A 16,699-nucleotide genomic window follows, 5' to 3' on the forward strand; every position below is an offset into this window, starting at 1 on the left:
GGAGCGAGCACGCTCGCGATGGACGCCAACGATAACGCTGGCAACCAGACACCCCGCGGTGTCCGGTCCTCCATCGCGAGCGTGCTCGCTCCTACAGGTGAGGGGTGGTTCAGGTGTTTTTGTGAAGCTTGCTCATCAGCTCCGCCTCGGCCTGGGTCAGGCCGCAGGACTGGGTGAGTTCGTCGACGCTGGCGCCCATGCCGACCAGTCGGGCCGCTTGGGCGAACGACAGGCTGGAGGGGTCGCGCTGTTCGACCTGGGCGAGTTTGTCCGGCAGGGGCGCGACGATGGCACGCAGTTCGTGCAGATCCTCGCCCATGCGGACGTTGCCGTTCTGGTAGTTATCGACGCGTTTGCCCAGGTCCTTGATGCGCTGATCACGCAGCGCATCGCTCTCGGCCTGTTGCGCAGCGATCTGCTTTTGACTGCGTATGTACGCCAGAAACATTGCCAGCGTGCCTGCCCAAAACAGGAACAGGACAATGACCGCTACCTCGAGAATCAATCAGATACTCTCCAGTTCCGACCATTCTTCTTCGCTCATCATCTTGTCCAGTTCGACAAGGATCAGCAGTTCGTTGTTCTTGTTGCACACGCCTTGAATGAACTTGGCGGATTCTTCGTTACCGACGTTCGGTGCGGTTTCGATTTCCGACTGACGCAGGTAAACCACTTCGGCCACGCTATCGACCATGATCCCGACGACTTGCTTGTCGGCTTCGATGATGACGATACGGGTGTTGTCGCTGATTTCGGCATTCATCAGGCCGAAGCGCTGGCGGGTGTCGATCACGGTGACCACGTTGCCGCGCAGGTTGATGATGCCCAGCACATAGCTTGGCGCACCCGGAACAGGAGCGATTTCGGTGTAGCGCAGGACTTCCTGAACACGCATCACGTTGATGCCGTAGGTTTCATTGTCCAGCTTGAAGGTCACCCATTGCAGGATCGGATCTTCGGAACCCTTTGCCGCCGTCGCCTTGTCATTCATAGCCTTTCCCCTCGAAAAACCGCTCTGGCGGTATGTGTACGGTGCTGCGGCATTCGAATGCCGTCGCCTGTTTGTCGTGCAGATTTCATTTCAATTTCTGGACCGGCTTGCTGCCGCCCATGTGCTTTGCCCCGCCGCTGGCGATCAACGCGGCCAGTTCGGAAACATCCAGCAGCGCGCACATGTGTTCGATCACTGTGCCGGCCAGCCACGGTCGTTGACCGCGATGGCTGCGCCATTTGATTTCATTCGGGTCCAGGCGCAACGAGCGGCTGACCTGGTGGACCGCCAGCCCCCATTCGTAGCCCTGGACCGAAATCACGTATTGCAGGCCCTGCTTGAAGTCGTCGCGATAGCGGTCCGGCATCACCCAGCGCGCGGTGTCGAGCACCTTCAGATTGCCGGCCTGGCTCGGCAGGATGCCCAGGAACCACTCCGGCTGACCGAACAGTGGCGTCAGGTCGTGACCGGCCAGCGGATAGATCGAACCCAGGCAGACCAGAGGCACCGCCAGGGTCAGACCTGCGACGTCGAACAGCAGGCATTCGAAAGGCTCGGCCGCCCAGCTCGGACGGCCATCGGTTTCCACTGGAGGCGGCGTATTGCTCGGCGGCAGGTGGACTTCGACCACCGGCGGGATCAGAGTTTGCGTCACCTCTATGGCCGCTGGTTCCGGTACCTCGACGACGGGTTCCTGCGGCGGCGGAACCTCGACCGGTGGCGGCACCAGGGCTTTGAGCAACGGCGCGATGGTGGAAATCGGGGCCATGACCGGCAGTGCAGCTTCCAGCACCGGGGCCTTCACCACCGGAGCTATCGGAGCCGGTGCAGCTGTAACTGTGGCTGCACGGGCATCACGGACCTGCTCTTCAAGCACCGCCGCCTGGAATTCGTCCAGCACGGTTTCAGATGCGGCCTCTTCGGGCAAAACCTCGACAGGCAGCACCAATTCCTCGGGCACATCCTCCAGCAAACTGTCCAGATACGACTGCAAGGCCAGTTGCGGGCGCGACGTGATCTTCAACGGCCGATTCATTGGCATGCCCCCAGACGGATCGGGTTCATCTCACGCCACCTGCGAAACAAGCTGCGCCGCCAGCAATTGCTTGAGCAGCGCACGGTAGGCGAGAACTCCACGGCTCTTGCCGTCGAATTGCGAAGGCGTCAGACCGGCACGGCTGGCATCGCGCAAGCGCGTATCCACCGGGATGTAGCCCTGCCAGATCTCTTCGGGGAACTTGTCGCGCAAGACCCGCAGCGTACCGAGGGACGCCTGGGTACGGCGGTCGAACAGGGTCGGCACGATGGTGAACGGCAAGGTCTGCTTGCGCGAGCGATTGATCATCGTCAGCGTATTGACCATGCGCTCCAGGCCTTTGACGGCCAGGTGTTCGGTCTGCACCGGGATCACCAGTTGCTGGCTCGCCGCCAAGGCGTTGACCATCAACACGCCGAGCAGCGGCGGGCTGTCGATGATCGCGTAATCGAAATCCTGCCACAGCTGCGCCAGGCTCTTGGCGATCACCAGGCCCAGGCCGCTCTGGCCCGGCGACTGACGTTCAAGGGTCGCCAGCGCCGTGCTCGATGGCAACAGGGAAATGCGTTCATCGCTGGTGGAAAGCAGCAATTGCCCGGGCAGGCCCTGGGGCACGGTGCCCTTGTGCAGGAACAGGTCGTAGTTGCTGTGTTCCAGGCTGTCGGGGTCGTAACCGAAATAGCTGGTCATGGAGCCGTGGGGGTCGAGGTCGACCACGACCACGCGCTTGCCCGCCTCGGCCAGCAAACCGGCTAAAGCGATGGAGGAAGTGGTTTTACCGACACCACCCTTTTGATTGGCGACTGCCCAGACTCTCATTCGGAATGTTCCTCCCGGTCGAACGGATCGACCGAGAAATAGCTCAACGTGTTAATGCGGGTGACGGAGAATTGACGGAGCTCTCGCGTACCGGCGACTTGACCGGGGTCGGTGCAGTTTGTGTGCCAGCCCGCTTCAATGCCGCATCGGGAGTGGTATGAGCGGTACCTGTACCGGTCAGGCTGCGGCGTACGTCCAGGTTGCGCGACACCACCAGCACCACGCGCCGGTTGCGCGCCCGCCCCTCGGCCGTGGCGTTGTTGGCCACCGGCTGAAACTCGCCGTAACCCACCGACGCCAGACGACCCGGGTTGACTCCCTGCATCGCCAGCATGCGCACGATGCTCGCTGAACGGGCCGACGACAGTTCCCAGTTGGTCGGGTACTGCGCGGTACGAATCGGCTGGTCGTCGGTGAAACCTTCGACGTGGATCGGGTTGTCGAACGGCTTCAGGATCGCCGCGACCTTGTCGATGATGTTGAACGCGATGTCGCTGGGCATGGCATCGCCACTGCCGAACAACAGGCTGGAATTGAGTTCGATCTCGACCCACAACTCGTTGCCGCGCACGGTCATCTGGTTGGAGCTGATCAGGTCGCCGAACGCCGCGCTGATATCATCGGCGATGCTCTTGAGCGGATCGCTGGCACCGGCAACTCCCGCGTCAACCTGATCGCTGTCCTTGACCAGAGGCTTGGCCGGGGTCACGGTCTTGGGCCGCTCATCGCCGATGGGAATCGGCTTGAGGGCGCGATCGGTATCGGTAAAGACACCGATCAGCGCCTCGGAAATGATCTTGTACTTGCCTTCGTTGACCGAAGAAATGGAGTACATCACCACGAAAAATGCGAACAGCAAGGTGATGAAGTCGGCATAGGAAACCAGCCAACGTTCATGGTTTACATGCTCTTCATGCTGGCGACGACGGGCCATGAGGTTATTCCCTTAATCCATGAAGCCCTGAAGCTTCAACTCAATGGAGCGAGGGTTTTCACCTTCGGCGATCGACAGAATGCCTTCGAGCAACATTTCGCGATAACGCGACTGACGCAATGCGATGGATTTGAGTTTGGCGGCAATCGGCAGCAGCACCAGGTTGGCGCTGGCCACACCGTAGATGGTGGCAACGAAGGCCACGGCGATACCGTTACCCAATTGCGACGGATCGCCCAGGTTGCCCATGACGTGAATCAGGCCCATCACCGCGCCGATGATCCCGATGGTCGGCGCGTAGCCGCCCATGCTCTCGAAGACCTTGGCCGCCTCGATGTCGCGGCTTTCCTGGGTGTAGAAATCCACTTCCAGAATGCTGCGGATGGCTTCCGGCTCGGCGCCATCGACCAGCAGTTGCAGGCCTTTGCGCGAGTAGCTGTCAGGTTCGGTATCGGCCACGCCTTCAAGACCCAGCAGGCCTTCCTTGCGGGCGGTCAGGCTCCAGTTGACGACACGGTCGATACCGCCGGCCAGGTCGACCCGCGGCGGAAACAGGATCCACGCCAGGATCTGCATGGCGCGCTTGAAGGCGCTCATCGGCGATTGCAGCAGCGCCGCGCCGATGGTCCCGCCCAGTACGATCAACGCCGCCGGGCCGTTGGCCAGAGCGCCGAGGTGACCGCCTTCCAGGTAGTTGCCGCCGATGATGGCGACAAAGGCCATGATGATGCCGATAAGGCTGAGAACGTCCATCAGATACAGGCCTCGACCAGGTGCTTGCCGATGTCGTCCAGGCTGTACACCGCGTCGGCGAGCTCGGCTTTGACGATGGCCATCGGCATGCCGTAGATCACGCAACTGGCCTCATCCTGGGCCCAGATCGAACTGCCGCCCTGCTTGAGCAGACGCGCGCCTTCGCGACCGTCGGCGCCCATGCCGGTCAGCACCACCGCCAGAACTTTGTCACCGTAGGATTTGGCTGCCGAACCGAAGGTGATGTCCACGCACGGCTTGTAGTTCAGACGCTCGTCGCCCGGCAGGATTTTCACCGCGCCACGGCCGTCGATCATCATTTGTTTGCCGCCAGGGGCCAGCAACGCCAGGCCCGGACGCAGGATGTCGCCATCCTCGGCTTCCTTGACGGTGATGCGGCACAACTTGTCCAGGCGCTCGGCGAAAGCCTTGGTGAAGGCTGCCGGCATGTGCTGGATCAGCACGATCGGCGCCGGGAAACTCGCCGGCAACTGGGTCAGGACTCGCTGCAGGGCAACCGGACCGCCGGTGGACGTGCCGATGGCGACCAGCTTGTAGGCCTTGCGCTTGGGCGCTGGCGATGCAGACGCATGGGTGTGCACAGGCGCAGGTGCCCGGCTCGGGATCGGCGAGGTGCGTGCAGGCGCGCTGCTGCCGTAGCTGCCAATGCTCGATGGCGCAGGCGAAGGCGCAGAGGTTGAGGTGTGCGAAGGGGCGGCCGCTGGCGCCGGCGCGCTATAGCTGCTCAGGCGACGGTTACTGCGCGAGATGCTGTGGATCTTCTCGCACAGCAGTTGCTTGACCTTCTCGGGATTGCGCGAGATGTCTTCGAAATTCTTCGGCAGGAAGTCCACCGCGCCGGCGTCCAGCGCATCCAGGGTTACCCGGGCGCCTTCATGGGTCAGCGAGGAGAACATCAAGACCGGGGTCGGGCAGCGTTGCATGATGTGCCGCACCGCCGTGATGCCATCCATCATCGGCATCTCGTAGTCCATGGTGATCACGTCCGGCTTGAGGGCCAGTGCCTGATCGATCGCCTCCTTTCCGTTAGTCGCCGTACCGACGACCTGGATATTGGAATCCGCTGAAAGAATTTCCGAGACGCGGCGGCGGAAAAACCCCGAATCATCCACCACCAGGACTTTAACTGCCATAAACACTCCGTTAGGACGGAGCGAGGCTCAGTCGCCCCGCTCCACCAGAATCAAATACGCCGCGTGGCGTAACGCTTGAGCATGCTCGGTACATCGAGAATCAGCGCGATGCGACCGTCACCGGTGATGGTGGCGCCCGACATGCCCGGGGTTCCCTGGAGCATCTTGCCCAATGGCTTGATGACCACTTCTTCCTGGCCCACCAGTTGATCGACGACGAAGCCGATCCGCTGGGTGCCCACCGAAAGGATCACCACATGGCCTTCGCGCTGCTCTTCGTGAGCGGCGGAGCTGACCAGCCAGCGCTTGAGGTAGAACAATGGCAGCGCCTTGTCCCGCACGATCACCACTTCCTGGCCGTCCACCACGTTGGTGGTAGAGAGGTCGAGGTGGAAGATTTCGTTGACGTTCACCAGCGGGAACGCGAACGCCTGGTTGCCGAGCATGACCATCAGCGTCGGCATGATTGCCAGGGTCAGCGGCACCTTGATGACGATCTTCGATCCCTGGCCCTTGGCCGAGTAGATGTTGATCGAGCCGTTGAGCTGGGAAATCTTGGTCTTCACCACGTCCATGCCCACGCCGCGGCCGGACACGTCGGAGATCTCGGTCTTGGTCGAGAAGCCCGGGGCGAAAATCAGGTTGTAGCACTCGGTGTCGCTCAGGCGCTCGGCCGCATCCTTGTCCATCACGCCGCGTTTCACCGCGATGGAACGCAGGACGTTCGGGTCCATGCCCTTGCCGTCATCGGAGATCGACAACAGGATGTGGTCACCTTCCTGCTCGGCGGCCAGGACCACCTTGCCGCCACGGGCCTTGCCCGAGGCTTCGCGCTCTTCCGGCGACTCGATGCCGTGGTCGACCGCGTTGCGCACCAAGTGCACCAGCGGGTCGGCCAGGGCCTCGACCAGGTTCTTGTCCAGGTCGGTGTCTTCGCCGACCAGTTCCAGGTTGATCTCTTTCTTGAGCTGGCGAGCCAGGTCGCGAACCAGACGCGGGAAGCGCCCGAAGACCTTCTTGATCGGTTGCATCCGGGTCTTCATGACCGCGGTCTGCAGATCGGCGGTGACCACGTCGAGGTTCGACACAGCCTTGGACATGGCTTCATCGCCGCTGTTGAGGCCCAGGCGGACCAGGCGGTTACGCACCAGCACCAGTTCGCCGACCATGTTCATGATCTCGTCCAGACGCGCGGTGTCGACCCGCACGGTGGTCTCGGCTTCGCTGGCCGGCTTTTCAGGCGGTGGCGAGGCCGGGGCACGGGCTGGCGCCGGTGCGGCAGCGGCGGCTGGTGCAGATGTTTCGGCTTTTGGCTCAGGCGCCTTGGCCGCGGGTTTCGGCGCTGCTGCCTTGGCTGCAGGCGTTGCCGCGGGAGCGCTGGTAGCAGCAGTAGCGGTGCCGGCTTTCGCCGCCACGTCGGTGAACTTGCCCTTGCCGTGCAAATCGTCAAGCAGTGCTTCGAATTCGTGATCGGTAATCAGGTCGCTGCCGGCCGCCGCAGCGGTGGGGGCAGCAGGCGGCGTCGCCGAAGCGATGGCCGATTCCAGTGCTTCAACGGCGAAGTTGCCCTTGCCGTGCAGCTGATCGAGCAGTGCTTCGAATTCGTCATCGGTAATGTCGGAGCTGTCGCCTTCGGCTTTCGGCTCCTGGGGCGCGGCAGGCGTCGCTGGCAGGGAGTTGACGGCGAACTGGCCTTTGCCGTGCAGTTGGTCGAGCAACGACTCGAACTCGGCATCGGTGATTTCGTCGCTGGCCGCTTCCTCACTGGCTGCAGCCGGGGCAGTGGCTGGAGCAGCCGGAGCCTCGGCCTGCGCCTTGACGGCGTTGAGCGAGTCCAGCAGCTGTTCGAATTCACTGTCGGTGATGTCGGCCGATTCGCTCTCGGCGACAGGCTCTTCAACCACTTCGGCTACAGGTGCAGCAGCGGCCTCGTCAGCGCTTTGCGGTTCGGCAAGGCGCGACAGGGCAGCGAGCAATTCGGGTGTGGCAGCCGTGATCGGGCTGCGGTCGCGGACTTCGCCGAACATGCTGTTGACTGCGTCCAGTGCTTCGAGAACCACGTCCATCAGTTCCGAGTCGACGCGACGCTCACCCTTGCGCAGGATGTCGAACACGTTCTCGGCGATGTGACAGCACTCCACCAGCTCGTTGAGCTGAAGGAAGCCGGCGCCCCCTTTTACAGTGTGAAAACCGCGAAAAATTGCATTGAGCAGGTCCGCATCGTCCGGCCGGCTTTCCAGCTCGACCAGTTGCTCGGACAGTTGCTCTAGAATCTCGCCGGCCTCAACCAGGAAATCCTGAAGGATCTCTTCATCGGCGCCGAAGCTCATTAATGGTGTGCTCCTAACAGAACAGGTCTAAAAAAGAACCTAAAAACCAAGGCTGGATAACAAGTCGTCCACATCATCCTGACCGGATACAACGTCTTCTCTTTTATCGGCATGAATCTGCGGACCTTCACCCTGAGAGAGATGTTTTTGTGGATCTTTTTCTGCAAGCATCGCCGCACGGTCATGTTCGATACCCGCAAAGCGGTCTACCTGGCTGGCCATGAGTACGAGCTTGAGCAGGTTGCTTTCTACTTCGGTGACCAGTTGGGTCACACGTTTGATCACCTGGCCGGTGAGGTCCTGATAATCCTGAGCCAGCAGGATGTCGTTGAGATTGCTCGACACCGTGCGACCGTCTTCGCTGCTGCGCGCCAGGAAAGCGTCGACACGTCGCGCCAGTTCGCGGAACTCTTCAGCCCCGACTTCGCGGCGCATGAAACGTCCCCAGTCCGTGCTCAGCGCCTGGGCTTCTTCGCTCAGGCGGTTGACCACAGGCGTGGCGTTTTCAACAAGGTCCATGGTGCGATTGGCCGCAGCTTCGGTCAGCTTGACCACATACCCCAGACGCTCGGTGGCGTCGGTGATCTGCGACACTTCCTCGGCCTGCGGCATGTGCGGGTCAATCTGGAAATTGACGATTGCGCTGTGCAGCTCGCGGGTGAGCTTGCCCACTTCCTGATACAGGCCGCGGTCACGGGTCTGATTGAGCTCATGGATCAATTGCACAGCATCGCCGAATCGGCCTTTTTCAAGGCTCGCGACCAGTTCGACGGCGTGTTTTTTCAGGGTCGATTCGAAATCGCCCTGCGAAGATTCGTTATGTCCCATAGCTTCCCCGTGACGCCGATCAACCGATGCGTTCGAAAATCTTCTCGATTTTTTCTTTCAGCGCCTGAGCGGTGAAGGGTTTGACGACATAGCCGTTGACGCCGGCCTGGGCCGCTTCGATGATCTGCTCGCGCTTGGCTTCGGCAGTCACCATCAGTACCGGCAGGTGCTTGAGTTTTTCATCGGCGCGCACGTGGCGCAGCAGATCGATACCGGTCATGCCGGGCATGTTCCAGTCAGTCACCAGAAAGTCGATGCTCCCGCTGTTGAGAACCGGAATGGCGGTAGTGCCATCGTCGGCCTCGACCGTGTTGGTGAACCCAAGGTCACGCAACAGGTTTTTAATGATCCGCCGCATCGTTGAGAAGTCATCAACGATGAGGATTTTCATGTTCTTGTCCAATTCGACCTCCAAGCAGACTTAAACGCGCCCAGCACCTGGACGCGCCATTTCAATCAATCTGGCAAACACTCGATGACTGTCGGGGATACAACGGATCGAGACCGGCGCGGTTCATCACCCCGCCAGCCAACTCGCAGTGCCCCCACACTGCCTTCAGCGCGCTCGCCACTCTCCCAAACGCCCCCGCAAACGGGCCGCGCACTGGCTGTGTAACTGGCTGACCCGAGACTCGCTGACTCCCAGGACCTCGCCGATTTCCTTGAGATTCAACTCTTCGTCGTAGTACAGCGCCAACACCAGTCGCTCACGCTCCGGCAAATTGGCAATCGCATCCGCCAGCGCCGCCTGGAAGCGTTCATCTTCCAGATCGCGTGACGGCTCGAGATGAGCACTGGCGCCGTCCTCGTGCAGCCCTTCGTGTTCGCCGTCCTGCAACAGGTCGTCGAAACTGAATAAACGGCTACCCAGGGTGTCGTTCAGAATTGCGTAGTAATCATCGAGACTCAACTGGAGTTCGGCAGCAACCTCATGATCTTTAGCGTCACGTCCGGTTTTAGCTTCAATCGCGCGAATGGCATCGCTGACCATCCGGGTATTGCGATGGACCGAACGTGGTGCCCAGTCCCCTTTGCGTACCTCGTCGAGCATGGCGCCGCGGATGCGGATGCCGGCATAGGTTTCGAAACTCGCGCCCTTGCTGGCGTCGTATTTGGTCGAGACTTCAAGCAGGCCGATCATGCCGGCCTGGATCAGGTCTTCGACCTGCACACTGGCCGGCAGACGCGCCAGCAAGTGGTAGGCAATGCGTTTGACCAGTGGCGCGTAACGCTCGATCAGCTCGTACTGCGCGTCACGCGCCGACTTTTTGTAAAGGTTGTAACCGCTGGCTGTCATAGCACGGGTCCTGCCGTTTGTTGCACGAGGCGCTCGACGAAAAACTCCAGATGGCCACGTGGGTTCGCAGGCAGCGGCCAGGTATCGACCTTCTGCGCGATGGCCTTGAACGCCAGCGAACACTTGGAACGCGGGAAAGCTTCATAGACCGCGCGCTGTTTCTGCACGGCCTTGCGCACGCTTTCGTCGTACGGCACGGCGCCGACGTATTGCAGGGCGACGTCGAGGAAACGGTCGGTCACCTTGGTCAGCTTGGCGAACAGGTTGCGCCCTTCCTGTGGGCTCTGGGCCATGTTGGCCAGCACGCGGAAACGGTTCATGCCGTAGTCGCGGTTAAGCAGCTTGATCAGGGCGTAGGCGTCGGTGATGGAGGTCGGCTCGTCGCAGACCACCAGCAACACTTCCTGTGCGGCGCGCACAAAACTGACTACCGAGTCACCGATACCCGCAGCGGTGTCGATCACCAGCACATCGAGGTTGTCGCCGATGTCGCTGAAAGCCTGGATCAGGCCGGCGTGTTGGGCCGGGCTCAGATGGACCATGCTCTGGGTCCCGGACGCAGCCGGAACGATGCGGATGCCGCCAGGCCCCTGCAACAGGACGTCGCGCAGCTCGCAGCGGCCTTCGATCACGTCGGCCAGGGTACGTTTGGGGGTCAGGCCCAGCAGAACGTCGACGTTCGCCAGCCCCAGGTCGGCGTCGAGCAACATGACACGACGGCCAAGCTCTGCCAAAGCCAGGGACAAGTTCACTGACACGTTAGTTTTCCCGACGCCACCTTTGCCGCCGGTCACCGCGATCACCTGTACGGGATGCATGCTGCCCATGTTATTTCTTTACCTTGTCTTGCATAGACGGAGGCCACATTACTGGCTGCGCGTTCACAACCGGAACAATGCGTGGCAGACCATCGATGTAGGTACAAAAACTATTCATTTTTACCTCAGCCTACCTGCTTGGTCGGGCTGTGGTAGATATCAGCGAACATGTCGGCCATGGCTTCTTCGCTGGGCTCTTCCTGCATTTGCACGCTGACGGCGCGACTGACCAGTTGATGACGGCGCGGCAGATGCAGATCATCCGGAATCCGCGGGCCATCGGTCAGGTAGGCCACCGGCAATTCATGGCTGATGGCAAGGCTCAACACCTCGCCCAGACTGGCGGTTTCATCCAGTTTAGTCAGGATGCAGCCCGCCAGCCCGCAGCGCTTGTAACTGTGGTAGGCAGCCGTTAGAACCTGCTTCTGGCTGGTGGTTGCCAGAACCAGATAATTTTTCGACCGAATGCCGCGTCCGGCCAGGCTTTCAAGCTGCATGCGCAGCGCTGGATCGCTGGCCTGAAGGCCTGCGGTGTCGATCAGCACCACGCGCTTACGCAGCAGTGGATCCAGCGCCTGAACCAGTGATTGACCCGGATCGACGTGGGTTACCGACACGTTGAGAATCCGACCGAGGGTCTTCAACTGCTCCTGGGCACCGATACGATAGCTGTCCATGCTCACCAGCGCGATGTTCTGCGCGCCGTACTTGAGTACGTAGCGGGCAGCCAGCTTGGCCAGGGTGGTGGTCTTGCCCATGCCGGCAGGGCCGACCATGGCAATCACTCCGCCCTCTTCCAGCGGCTCGATTTCCGGTGTGGCGATCATGCGTGCCAGATGCGCCAGCAACATGCGCCAGGCCTGACGGGGTTCTTCGATGTCGGTGATCATCGCCAGCAGGTCGCGGGAAAGCGGACCGGAGAGGCCGATGCGTTGCAGGCGGCGCCACAGGTTGGCCTGATCCGGACGGCGGCCTTGCAGCTGATTCCACGCCAGCGAACCCAGTTGTACTTCCAGCAGCTCGCGCAGACCGTTGAGTTCCGAACGCATCGAGTCGAATGCACGCTGGTCGATCGCCGGCGCCGCGGCAGGCGCAGGCGCCGCACGACGTGGCTCGGCATAGGTCGGCTCGATCAGCGGCTCGGCAGCGGTCAGCGGCAGGCCGGCGAACAATTGGCGATTGACCGCGTTGTCGCTCTCGCCTTCGCTGCGCAGGCTCAATTCGGCCTGGGCGGTGACGATCCGCGACTGGGTCTTGCGCAGCTCGTCTTCGAGTTCCATGTTCGGAACCCGAGGAGCCAGCGCCGACAGCTTGTAATCCAGGGCAGCTGTCAGCTCGACACCACCGGCAATCCGGCGGTTGCCGATAATGGCGGCTTCAGCGCCCAGCTCATCACGAACCAGCTTCATGGCCTGACGCATATCGGCGGCGAAAAAACGCTTAACTTGCATGAATCACTACCCTCAGCCGTTGGGCCCTACTGTCGCAACGATGGTCACTTGCTTGTTGTCCGGAATTTCCTGGTAGGCCAATACATGGATGCCCGGCACTGCCAGCCGGCCAAAACGCGAGAGCATCGCGCGAACCGGACCGGCCACCAGCAGAATCACCGGCTGACCTTGCATCTCCTGACGCTGTGCTGCTTCGATCAACGAACGTTGCAGCTTCTCAGCCATGCTTGGCTCAAGCAGAACGCCCTCTTCCGAGCCTTGTCCTGCCTTCTGCAGACTATTGAGCAAAATCTGTTCCAACCTTGGCTCCAGCGTGATCACTGGCAGCTCCGAGTCAGTGCCTACAATGCTTTGCACGATTGCGCGGGATACGCCGACGCGAACCGCGGCCACCAATGCGGCGGTATCTTGACTCTTGGAAGCGTTGTTCGCGATGGCTTCGGCGATGCTGCGGATATCGCGAACCGGCACCTGTTCGGCCAGCAACGCCTGCAGAACCTTGAGCAATTGCGACAGCGACAACACGCCCGGTACCAGTTCTTCGGCCAGTTTTGGCGAATTTTTCGCCAGCAGTTGCATCAACTGCTGCACTTCCTCGTGGCCAATCAGCTCGCTGGAGTGTTTGTACAGAATCTGGTTCAGGTGAGTCGCCACTACCGTACTGGCATCGACCACGGTGTAGCCCAGCGATTGCGCCTGGGCACGCTGGCTGATTTCGATCCACACCGCCTCCAGCCCGAAAGCCGGATCTTTGGCGGTGATGCCGTTGAGCGTGCCGTAGACCTGCCCCGGGTTGATCGCCAGTTCGCGATCCGGATAGATCTCGGCTTCGGCCAGAATCACCCCCATCAGGGTCAAGCGATAGGCGCTTGGCGCCAGGTCGAGGTTGTCGCGAATGTGCACGGTCGGCATCAGGAAGCCCAGGTCCTGGGACAGCTTCTTGCGCACGCCCTTGATCCGCGCCAGCAACTGACCACCCTGATTGCGGTCCACCAGCGGAATCAGGCGGTAGCCCACTTCCAGGCCGATCATGTCGATCGGCGTCACGTCATCCCAGCCCAGCTCCTTGGTTTCCTGGGCGCGGGCCGGCGATGGCAGCAGTTCCTGCTGACGCTTGACCTCTTCCAGCGCCTGCACCTTGACCTGGTTCTGCTTTTTCCAGAACAGGTAAGCGCCGCCGGCCGCCAGGGCCGCCATGCTGAGGAAGGAGATGTGCGGCATGCCGGGCACCAGGCCCATCACTGCCATCAAGCCCGCCGCCACGGCCAGCGCCTTGGGCGAGGCGAACATCTGACGATTGATCTGTTTGCCCATGTCTTCCGATCCGGAAGCACGGGTCACCATGATGGCTGCTGCTGTAGATAACAACAGTGATGGCAATTGCGCCACCAAACCGTCACCAATGGTCAAAAGCGCGTACACCCTGCCGGCGTCACCGAAGGTCATGTTGTGCTGGAAGATACCGACCGCCATACCGCCGATCAGGTTGATGAACAGAATCAGCAGGCCGGCGATGGCGTCACCGCGAACGAATTTGCTGGCACCGTCCATGGAGCCATAGAACTCGGCTTCCTGGGCGACTTCAGCACGACGGGCCTTGGCCTGGTTCTGATCGATGAGACCTGCGTTGAGGTCGGCGTCGATCGCCATCTGTTTGCCGGGCATCGCATCGAGGGTGAAACGCGCGCTCACCTCGGAAATACGCCCGGCACCCTTGGTCACCACGACGAAGTTGATGATCATCAGGATCGCGAAGACCACGATACCGACCACGTAGTTACCGCCGATCACCACTTCACCGAAGGCCTGGATCACCTTACCGGCGGCGGCGTGACCGTCTTGGCCGTGGAGCATCACCACCCGGGTGGAAGCCACGTTCAGCGCCAGTCGCAACAGGGTCGCCACCAGCAGAATGGTCGGGAACACCGCGAAGTCCAGCGGCCGCAGCGCGTACACGCAGACCAGCAGCACGACAATCGACAAGGCGATGTTAAAGGTGAAGAACACGTCCAGCAGGAACGGCGGCACCGGCAGCATCATCATCGCCAGCATGACCAGCAACAGCAACGGCACACCCAGATTGCCGCGACTGAGCTCTGCCACGTTGCTGCGAGCACTGCTGATTAATTGAGACCGATCCACCGAAATACCCCGTGACGTGAAGCAAACTTTTGACGCCGGAAACAGGCGCACGGGGGTTATTGCAAAAAGCTTTCCAACTTTTGCATGGACAGGGAATTGGGGGATTTCAGGGGATTTTTTGTTGTTCGCAAATGTTTTTCGCGGGCAAGCCTCGCTCCTACAGAATCCGATTAGCTGTAGGAGCGAGGCTTGCCCGCGAAGCGTCCGGCATTACCAACTCAAAAATCAGGAATCACGCCGCAAATCCGGCGGAATCGGCAGGTCATCCTTGAGCGGCTCCGGTCGTTTGCCCTTGCCCGCCTTGTACTGGCGGATCTGATAGACATACGCCAGCACCTGCGCCACCGCCAGGTACAGTCCGCCAGGGATTTCCTGTTCCAGTTCGGTGGAGTAGTAGATCGACCGCGCCAGTGCCGGCGATTCCAGCAGCAGGACTTCGTTGGCGGCTGCGATTTCACGGATTTTCAGCGCCAGAAAGTCACTGCCCTTGGCAATCAGCACCGGCGCGCCACCTTTGTCCGAGTCGTATTTGAGCGCCACGGCGTAGTGAGTCGGGTTGGTGATGACTACATCGGCCTCGGGCACCGCGGCCATCATCCGGCGCTGGGACATTTCTCGCTGAAGCTGTCGAATCCGTTGCTTGACCTCCGGCCGCCCTTCCTGATCCTTGTGCTCGTCGCGCACTTCCTGCTTGGTCATCTTCAGCTTCTTGATGCTTTCCCACAGCTGAATCGGCACGTCCACGGCGGCGATGATGATCAGCCCGCAAGCCATCCACAGCGTGCTCCAGCCGACTACTTGCAGGCTGTGGGTGATTGCCCGATCCAGCGGTTCGTGGGCGATGCGCAGCAGGTCGTCGATGTCTGACCACAGCACGACCAAGGCCACGAACAGAACTATGAAGAATTTCGCCAAAGCCTTCAGCAACTCGGCCACGGACTTGGTCGAGAACATCCGCTTGAGACCGGCGCCGGGGTTCATGCGACTGAACTTGGGTGCCATGGTGCCGGCGGAGAACAGCCAGCCACCCAAGGCAATCGGACCGATCAGTGCGGCCAGCATCAGGGTGATCATCACCGGCTGAATCGCCAGCAAGGCGATTTTCCCCGACTGCAGCAGAAAGAGGCCCATCGAGCGCTGATCCAGCACCACCTCCCGGGACAGGGAGAAATTCAGGCGCATCAGCTCCATCATTTCCTGGGCGAGCATGCCGCCGAAAATCAGCAGCGCGCTGGCACCGGCCAGCATGATCGCCAGCGTGTTGAGCTCCTTGGAACGGGCGATCTCGCCCTTCTCTCGTGCGTCCTTTTTCTTTTTCTCCGTGGGGTCTTCTGTTTTGTCCTGACCGCTCTCGCTCTCAGACATGGCTCAGCTCGCCCTCGCCAGTTCGCGTAAAAACTGCAGGGCTTCGGTGGCCAGCGGTTGATACTGATTGAGAATGTCCGCCAGCCCGACCCAGAGGATGAACATCCCCAGCACCAGGGTCAGCGGAAAGCCGATGGAGAAAATGTTCAGTTGCGGCGCCGCCCGGGTCATCACGCCGAACGCGATGTTGACCACCAGCAGCGCGGTGATCGCCGGCAGTACCAGCACCAGCGCCGCGCCAAGCACCCAGCCCAGCTTGCCGGCCAACTCCCAGTAATGGTTGGTCATCAGTCCGCTGCCCACCGGCAGCGTGGTAAAGCTCTCGGTAAGTACCTCGAACACCACCAGATGGCCGTTCATCGCCAGGAACATCAGGGTCACCAACATCGTGAAGAACTGCCCGATCACCGCCACCGACACGCCGTTGGTGGGGTCGACCATCGAGGCGAAGCCCATGCCCATCTGGATCGCGAGGATCTGCCCGGCAATCACGAACGCCTGAAAGAACAATTGCAGGGAGAAACCGAGGATCGCGCCAATCAGGATCTGCTCTCCGATCAGCAGCCAGCCGCTCAGGTCCAGCGCATTGACCGGCGGCATCGGCGGCAGATTGGGTGCCAGCACCACGGTGATCGCCAGAGCGAAATAGAGACGAATGCGCTTGGGCACCAGCGAAGTACCGAACACCGGCATGACCATCAGCAAGGCGCCGATGCGGAACAGCGGCAACATGAAGGCCGCCACCCAGGTACTGATCTGGGTGTCCGTCAGTTGCAACAGG

16 protein-coding genes are annotated in these 16,699 nt (G+C 61.0%); all 16 read right to left on the reverse strand.

Annotated features, from left to right (window positions below):
• Window positions 1-109: 109 nt before the first annotated feature.
• On the reverse strand, window positions 110-505 hold the full coding sequence (locus K9857_RS03995; protein ID WP_224533598.1) for a DUF2802 domain-containing protein: 396 nt from the start codon (window positions 503-505) through the stop codon (window positions 110-112).
• Window positions 506-991, reverse strand: coding sequence for a chemotaxis protein CheW (locus K9857_RS04000; RefSeq protein ID WP_007980742.1), 486 nt, complete (start codon window positions 989-991; stop codon window positions 506-508).
• Between the two features lie 85 nt (window positions 992-1,076).
• On the reverse strand, window positions 1,077-2,027 hold the full coding sequence (locus K9857_RS04005; protein ID WP_224533599.1) for a CheW domain-containing protein: 951 nt from the start codon (window positions 2,025-2,027) through the stop codon (window positions 1,077-1,079).
• Window positions 2,028-2,057: 30 nt separating this feature from the next.
• On the reverse strand, window positions 2,058-2,846 hold the full coding sequence (locus K9857_RS04010; protein WP_224533600.1) for a ParA family protein: 789 nt from the start codon (window positions 2,844-2,846) through the stop codon (window positions 2,058-2,060).
• Between the two features lie 43 nt (window positions 2,847-2,889).
• A complete protein-coding gene (gene motD / locus K9857_RS04015) occupies window positions 2,890-3,780 on the reverse strand; it encodes a flagellar motor protein MotD (protein ID WP_175376862.1) in 891 nt (296 codons plus the stop codon).
• Between the two features lie 12 nt (window positions 3,781-3,792).
• The gene (locus K9857_RS04020; protein ID WP_110964366.1) at window positions 3,793-4,533 is read right to left on the reverse strand and encodes a flagellar motor protein; all 741 of its coding nucleotides are present in this window, start codon (window positions 4,531-4,533) and stop codon (window positions 3,793-3,795) included.
• The gene (locus K9857_RS04025; protein WP_224533601.1) at window positions 4,533-5,687 is read right to left on the reverse strand and encodes a chemotaxis response regulator protein-glutamate methylesterase; all 1,155 of its coding nucleotides are present in this window, start codon (window positions 5,685-5,687) and stop codon (window positions 4,533-4,535) included. The genes K9857_RS04020 and K9857_RS04025 overlap by 1 nt, the downstream gene beginning before the upstream one ends.
• Before the next feature lie 50 nt (window positions 5,688-5,737).
• Window positions 5,738-8,017, reverse strand: coding sequence for a chemotaxis protein CheA (locus tag K9857_RS04030; protein ID WP_224533602.1), 2,280 nt, complete (start codon window positions 8,015-8,017; stop codon window positions 5,738-5,740).
• A gap of 39 nt (window positions 8,018-8,056) precedes the next feature.
• Window positions 8,057-8,845 carry a protein phosphatase CheZ gene (locus K9857_RS04035; RefSeq protein ID WP_224533603.1) on the reverse strand — a complete coding sequence of 263 codons (789 nt, stop codon included), beginning with the start codon at window positions 8,843-8,845 and terminating at the stop codon, window positions 8,057-8,059.
• A 19-nt stretch (window positions 8,846-8,864) separates the two neighbouring features.
• Complete coding sequence (locus tag K9857_RS04040; RefSeq protein ID WP_003183998.1) at window positions 8,865-9,236, reverse strand: chemotaxis response regulator CheY; 372 nt, start codon at window positions 9,234-9,236, stop codon at window positions 8,865-8,867.
• A 165-nt stretch (window positions 9,237-9,401) separates the two neighbouring features.
• Window positions 9,402-10,142: an RNA polymerase sigma factor FliA gene (gene fliA / locus K9857_RS04045; protein ID WP_077045792.1), complete on the reverse strand. Its 741-nt coding sequence runs from the start codon at window positions 10,140-10,142 to the stop codon at window positions 9,402-9,404.
• Window positions 10,139-10,969, reverse strand: coding sequence for a flagellar synthesis regulator FleN (fleN, locus tag K9857_RS04050; protein WP_008001746.1), 831 nt, complete (start codon window positions 10,967-10,969; stop codon window positions 10,139-10,141). Before fleN ends, fliA begins: the two co-directional genes overlap by 4 nt.
• Before the next feature lie 116 nt (window positions 10,970-11,085).
• Entirely contained in the window at window positions 11,086-12,411 is a 1,326-nt protein-coding gene (flhF, locus tag K9857_RS04055; protein ID WP_224533604.1) for a flagellar biosynthesis protein FlhF, read from the reverse strand.
• Between the two features lie 12 nt (window positions 12,412-12,423).
• The gene (gene flhA / locus K9857_RS04060) at window positions 12,424-14,553 is read right to left on the reverse strand and encodes a flagellar biosynthesis protein FlhA (protein WP_224533605.1); all 2,130 of its coding nucleotides are present in this window, start codon (window positions 14,551-14,553) and stop codon (window positions 12,424-12,426) included.
• A 225-nt stretch (window positions 14,554-14,778) separates the two neighbouring features.
• A complete protein-coding gene (flhB, locus tag K9857_RS04065; RefSeq protein ID WP_224533606.1) occupies window positions 14,779-15,918 on the reverse strand; it encodes a flagellar biosynthesis protein FlhB in 1,140 nt (379 codons plus the stop codon).
• 3 nt (window positions 15,919-15,921) lie between these two features.
• Window positions 15,922-16,698, reverse strand: coding sequence for a flagellar biosynthetic protein FliR (fliR, locus tag K9857_RS04070; protein ID WP_224533634.1), 777 nt, complete (start codon window positions 16,696-16,698; stop codon window positions 15,922-15,924).
• Window position 16,699: the final 1 nt, after the last annotated feature.

The sequence above is a fragment of the Pseudomonas sp. REP124 genome (genome assembly GCF_020164475.1).
Classification (GTDB): Bacteria; Pseudomonadota; Gammaproteobacteria; order Pseudomonadales; family Pseudomonadaceae; genus Aquipseudomonas.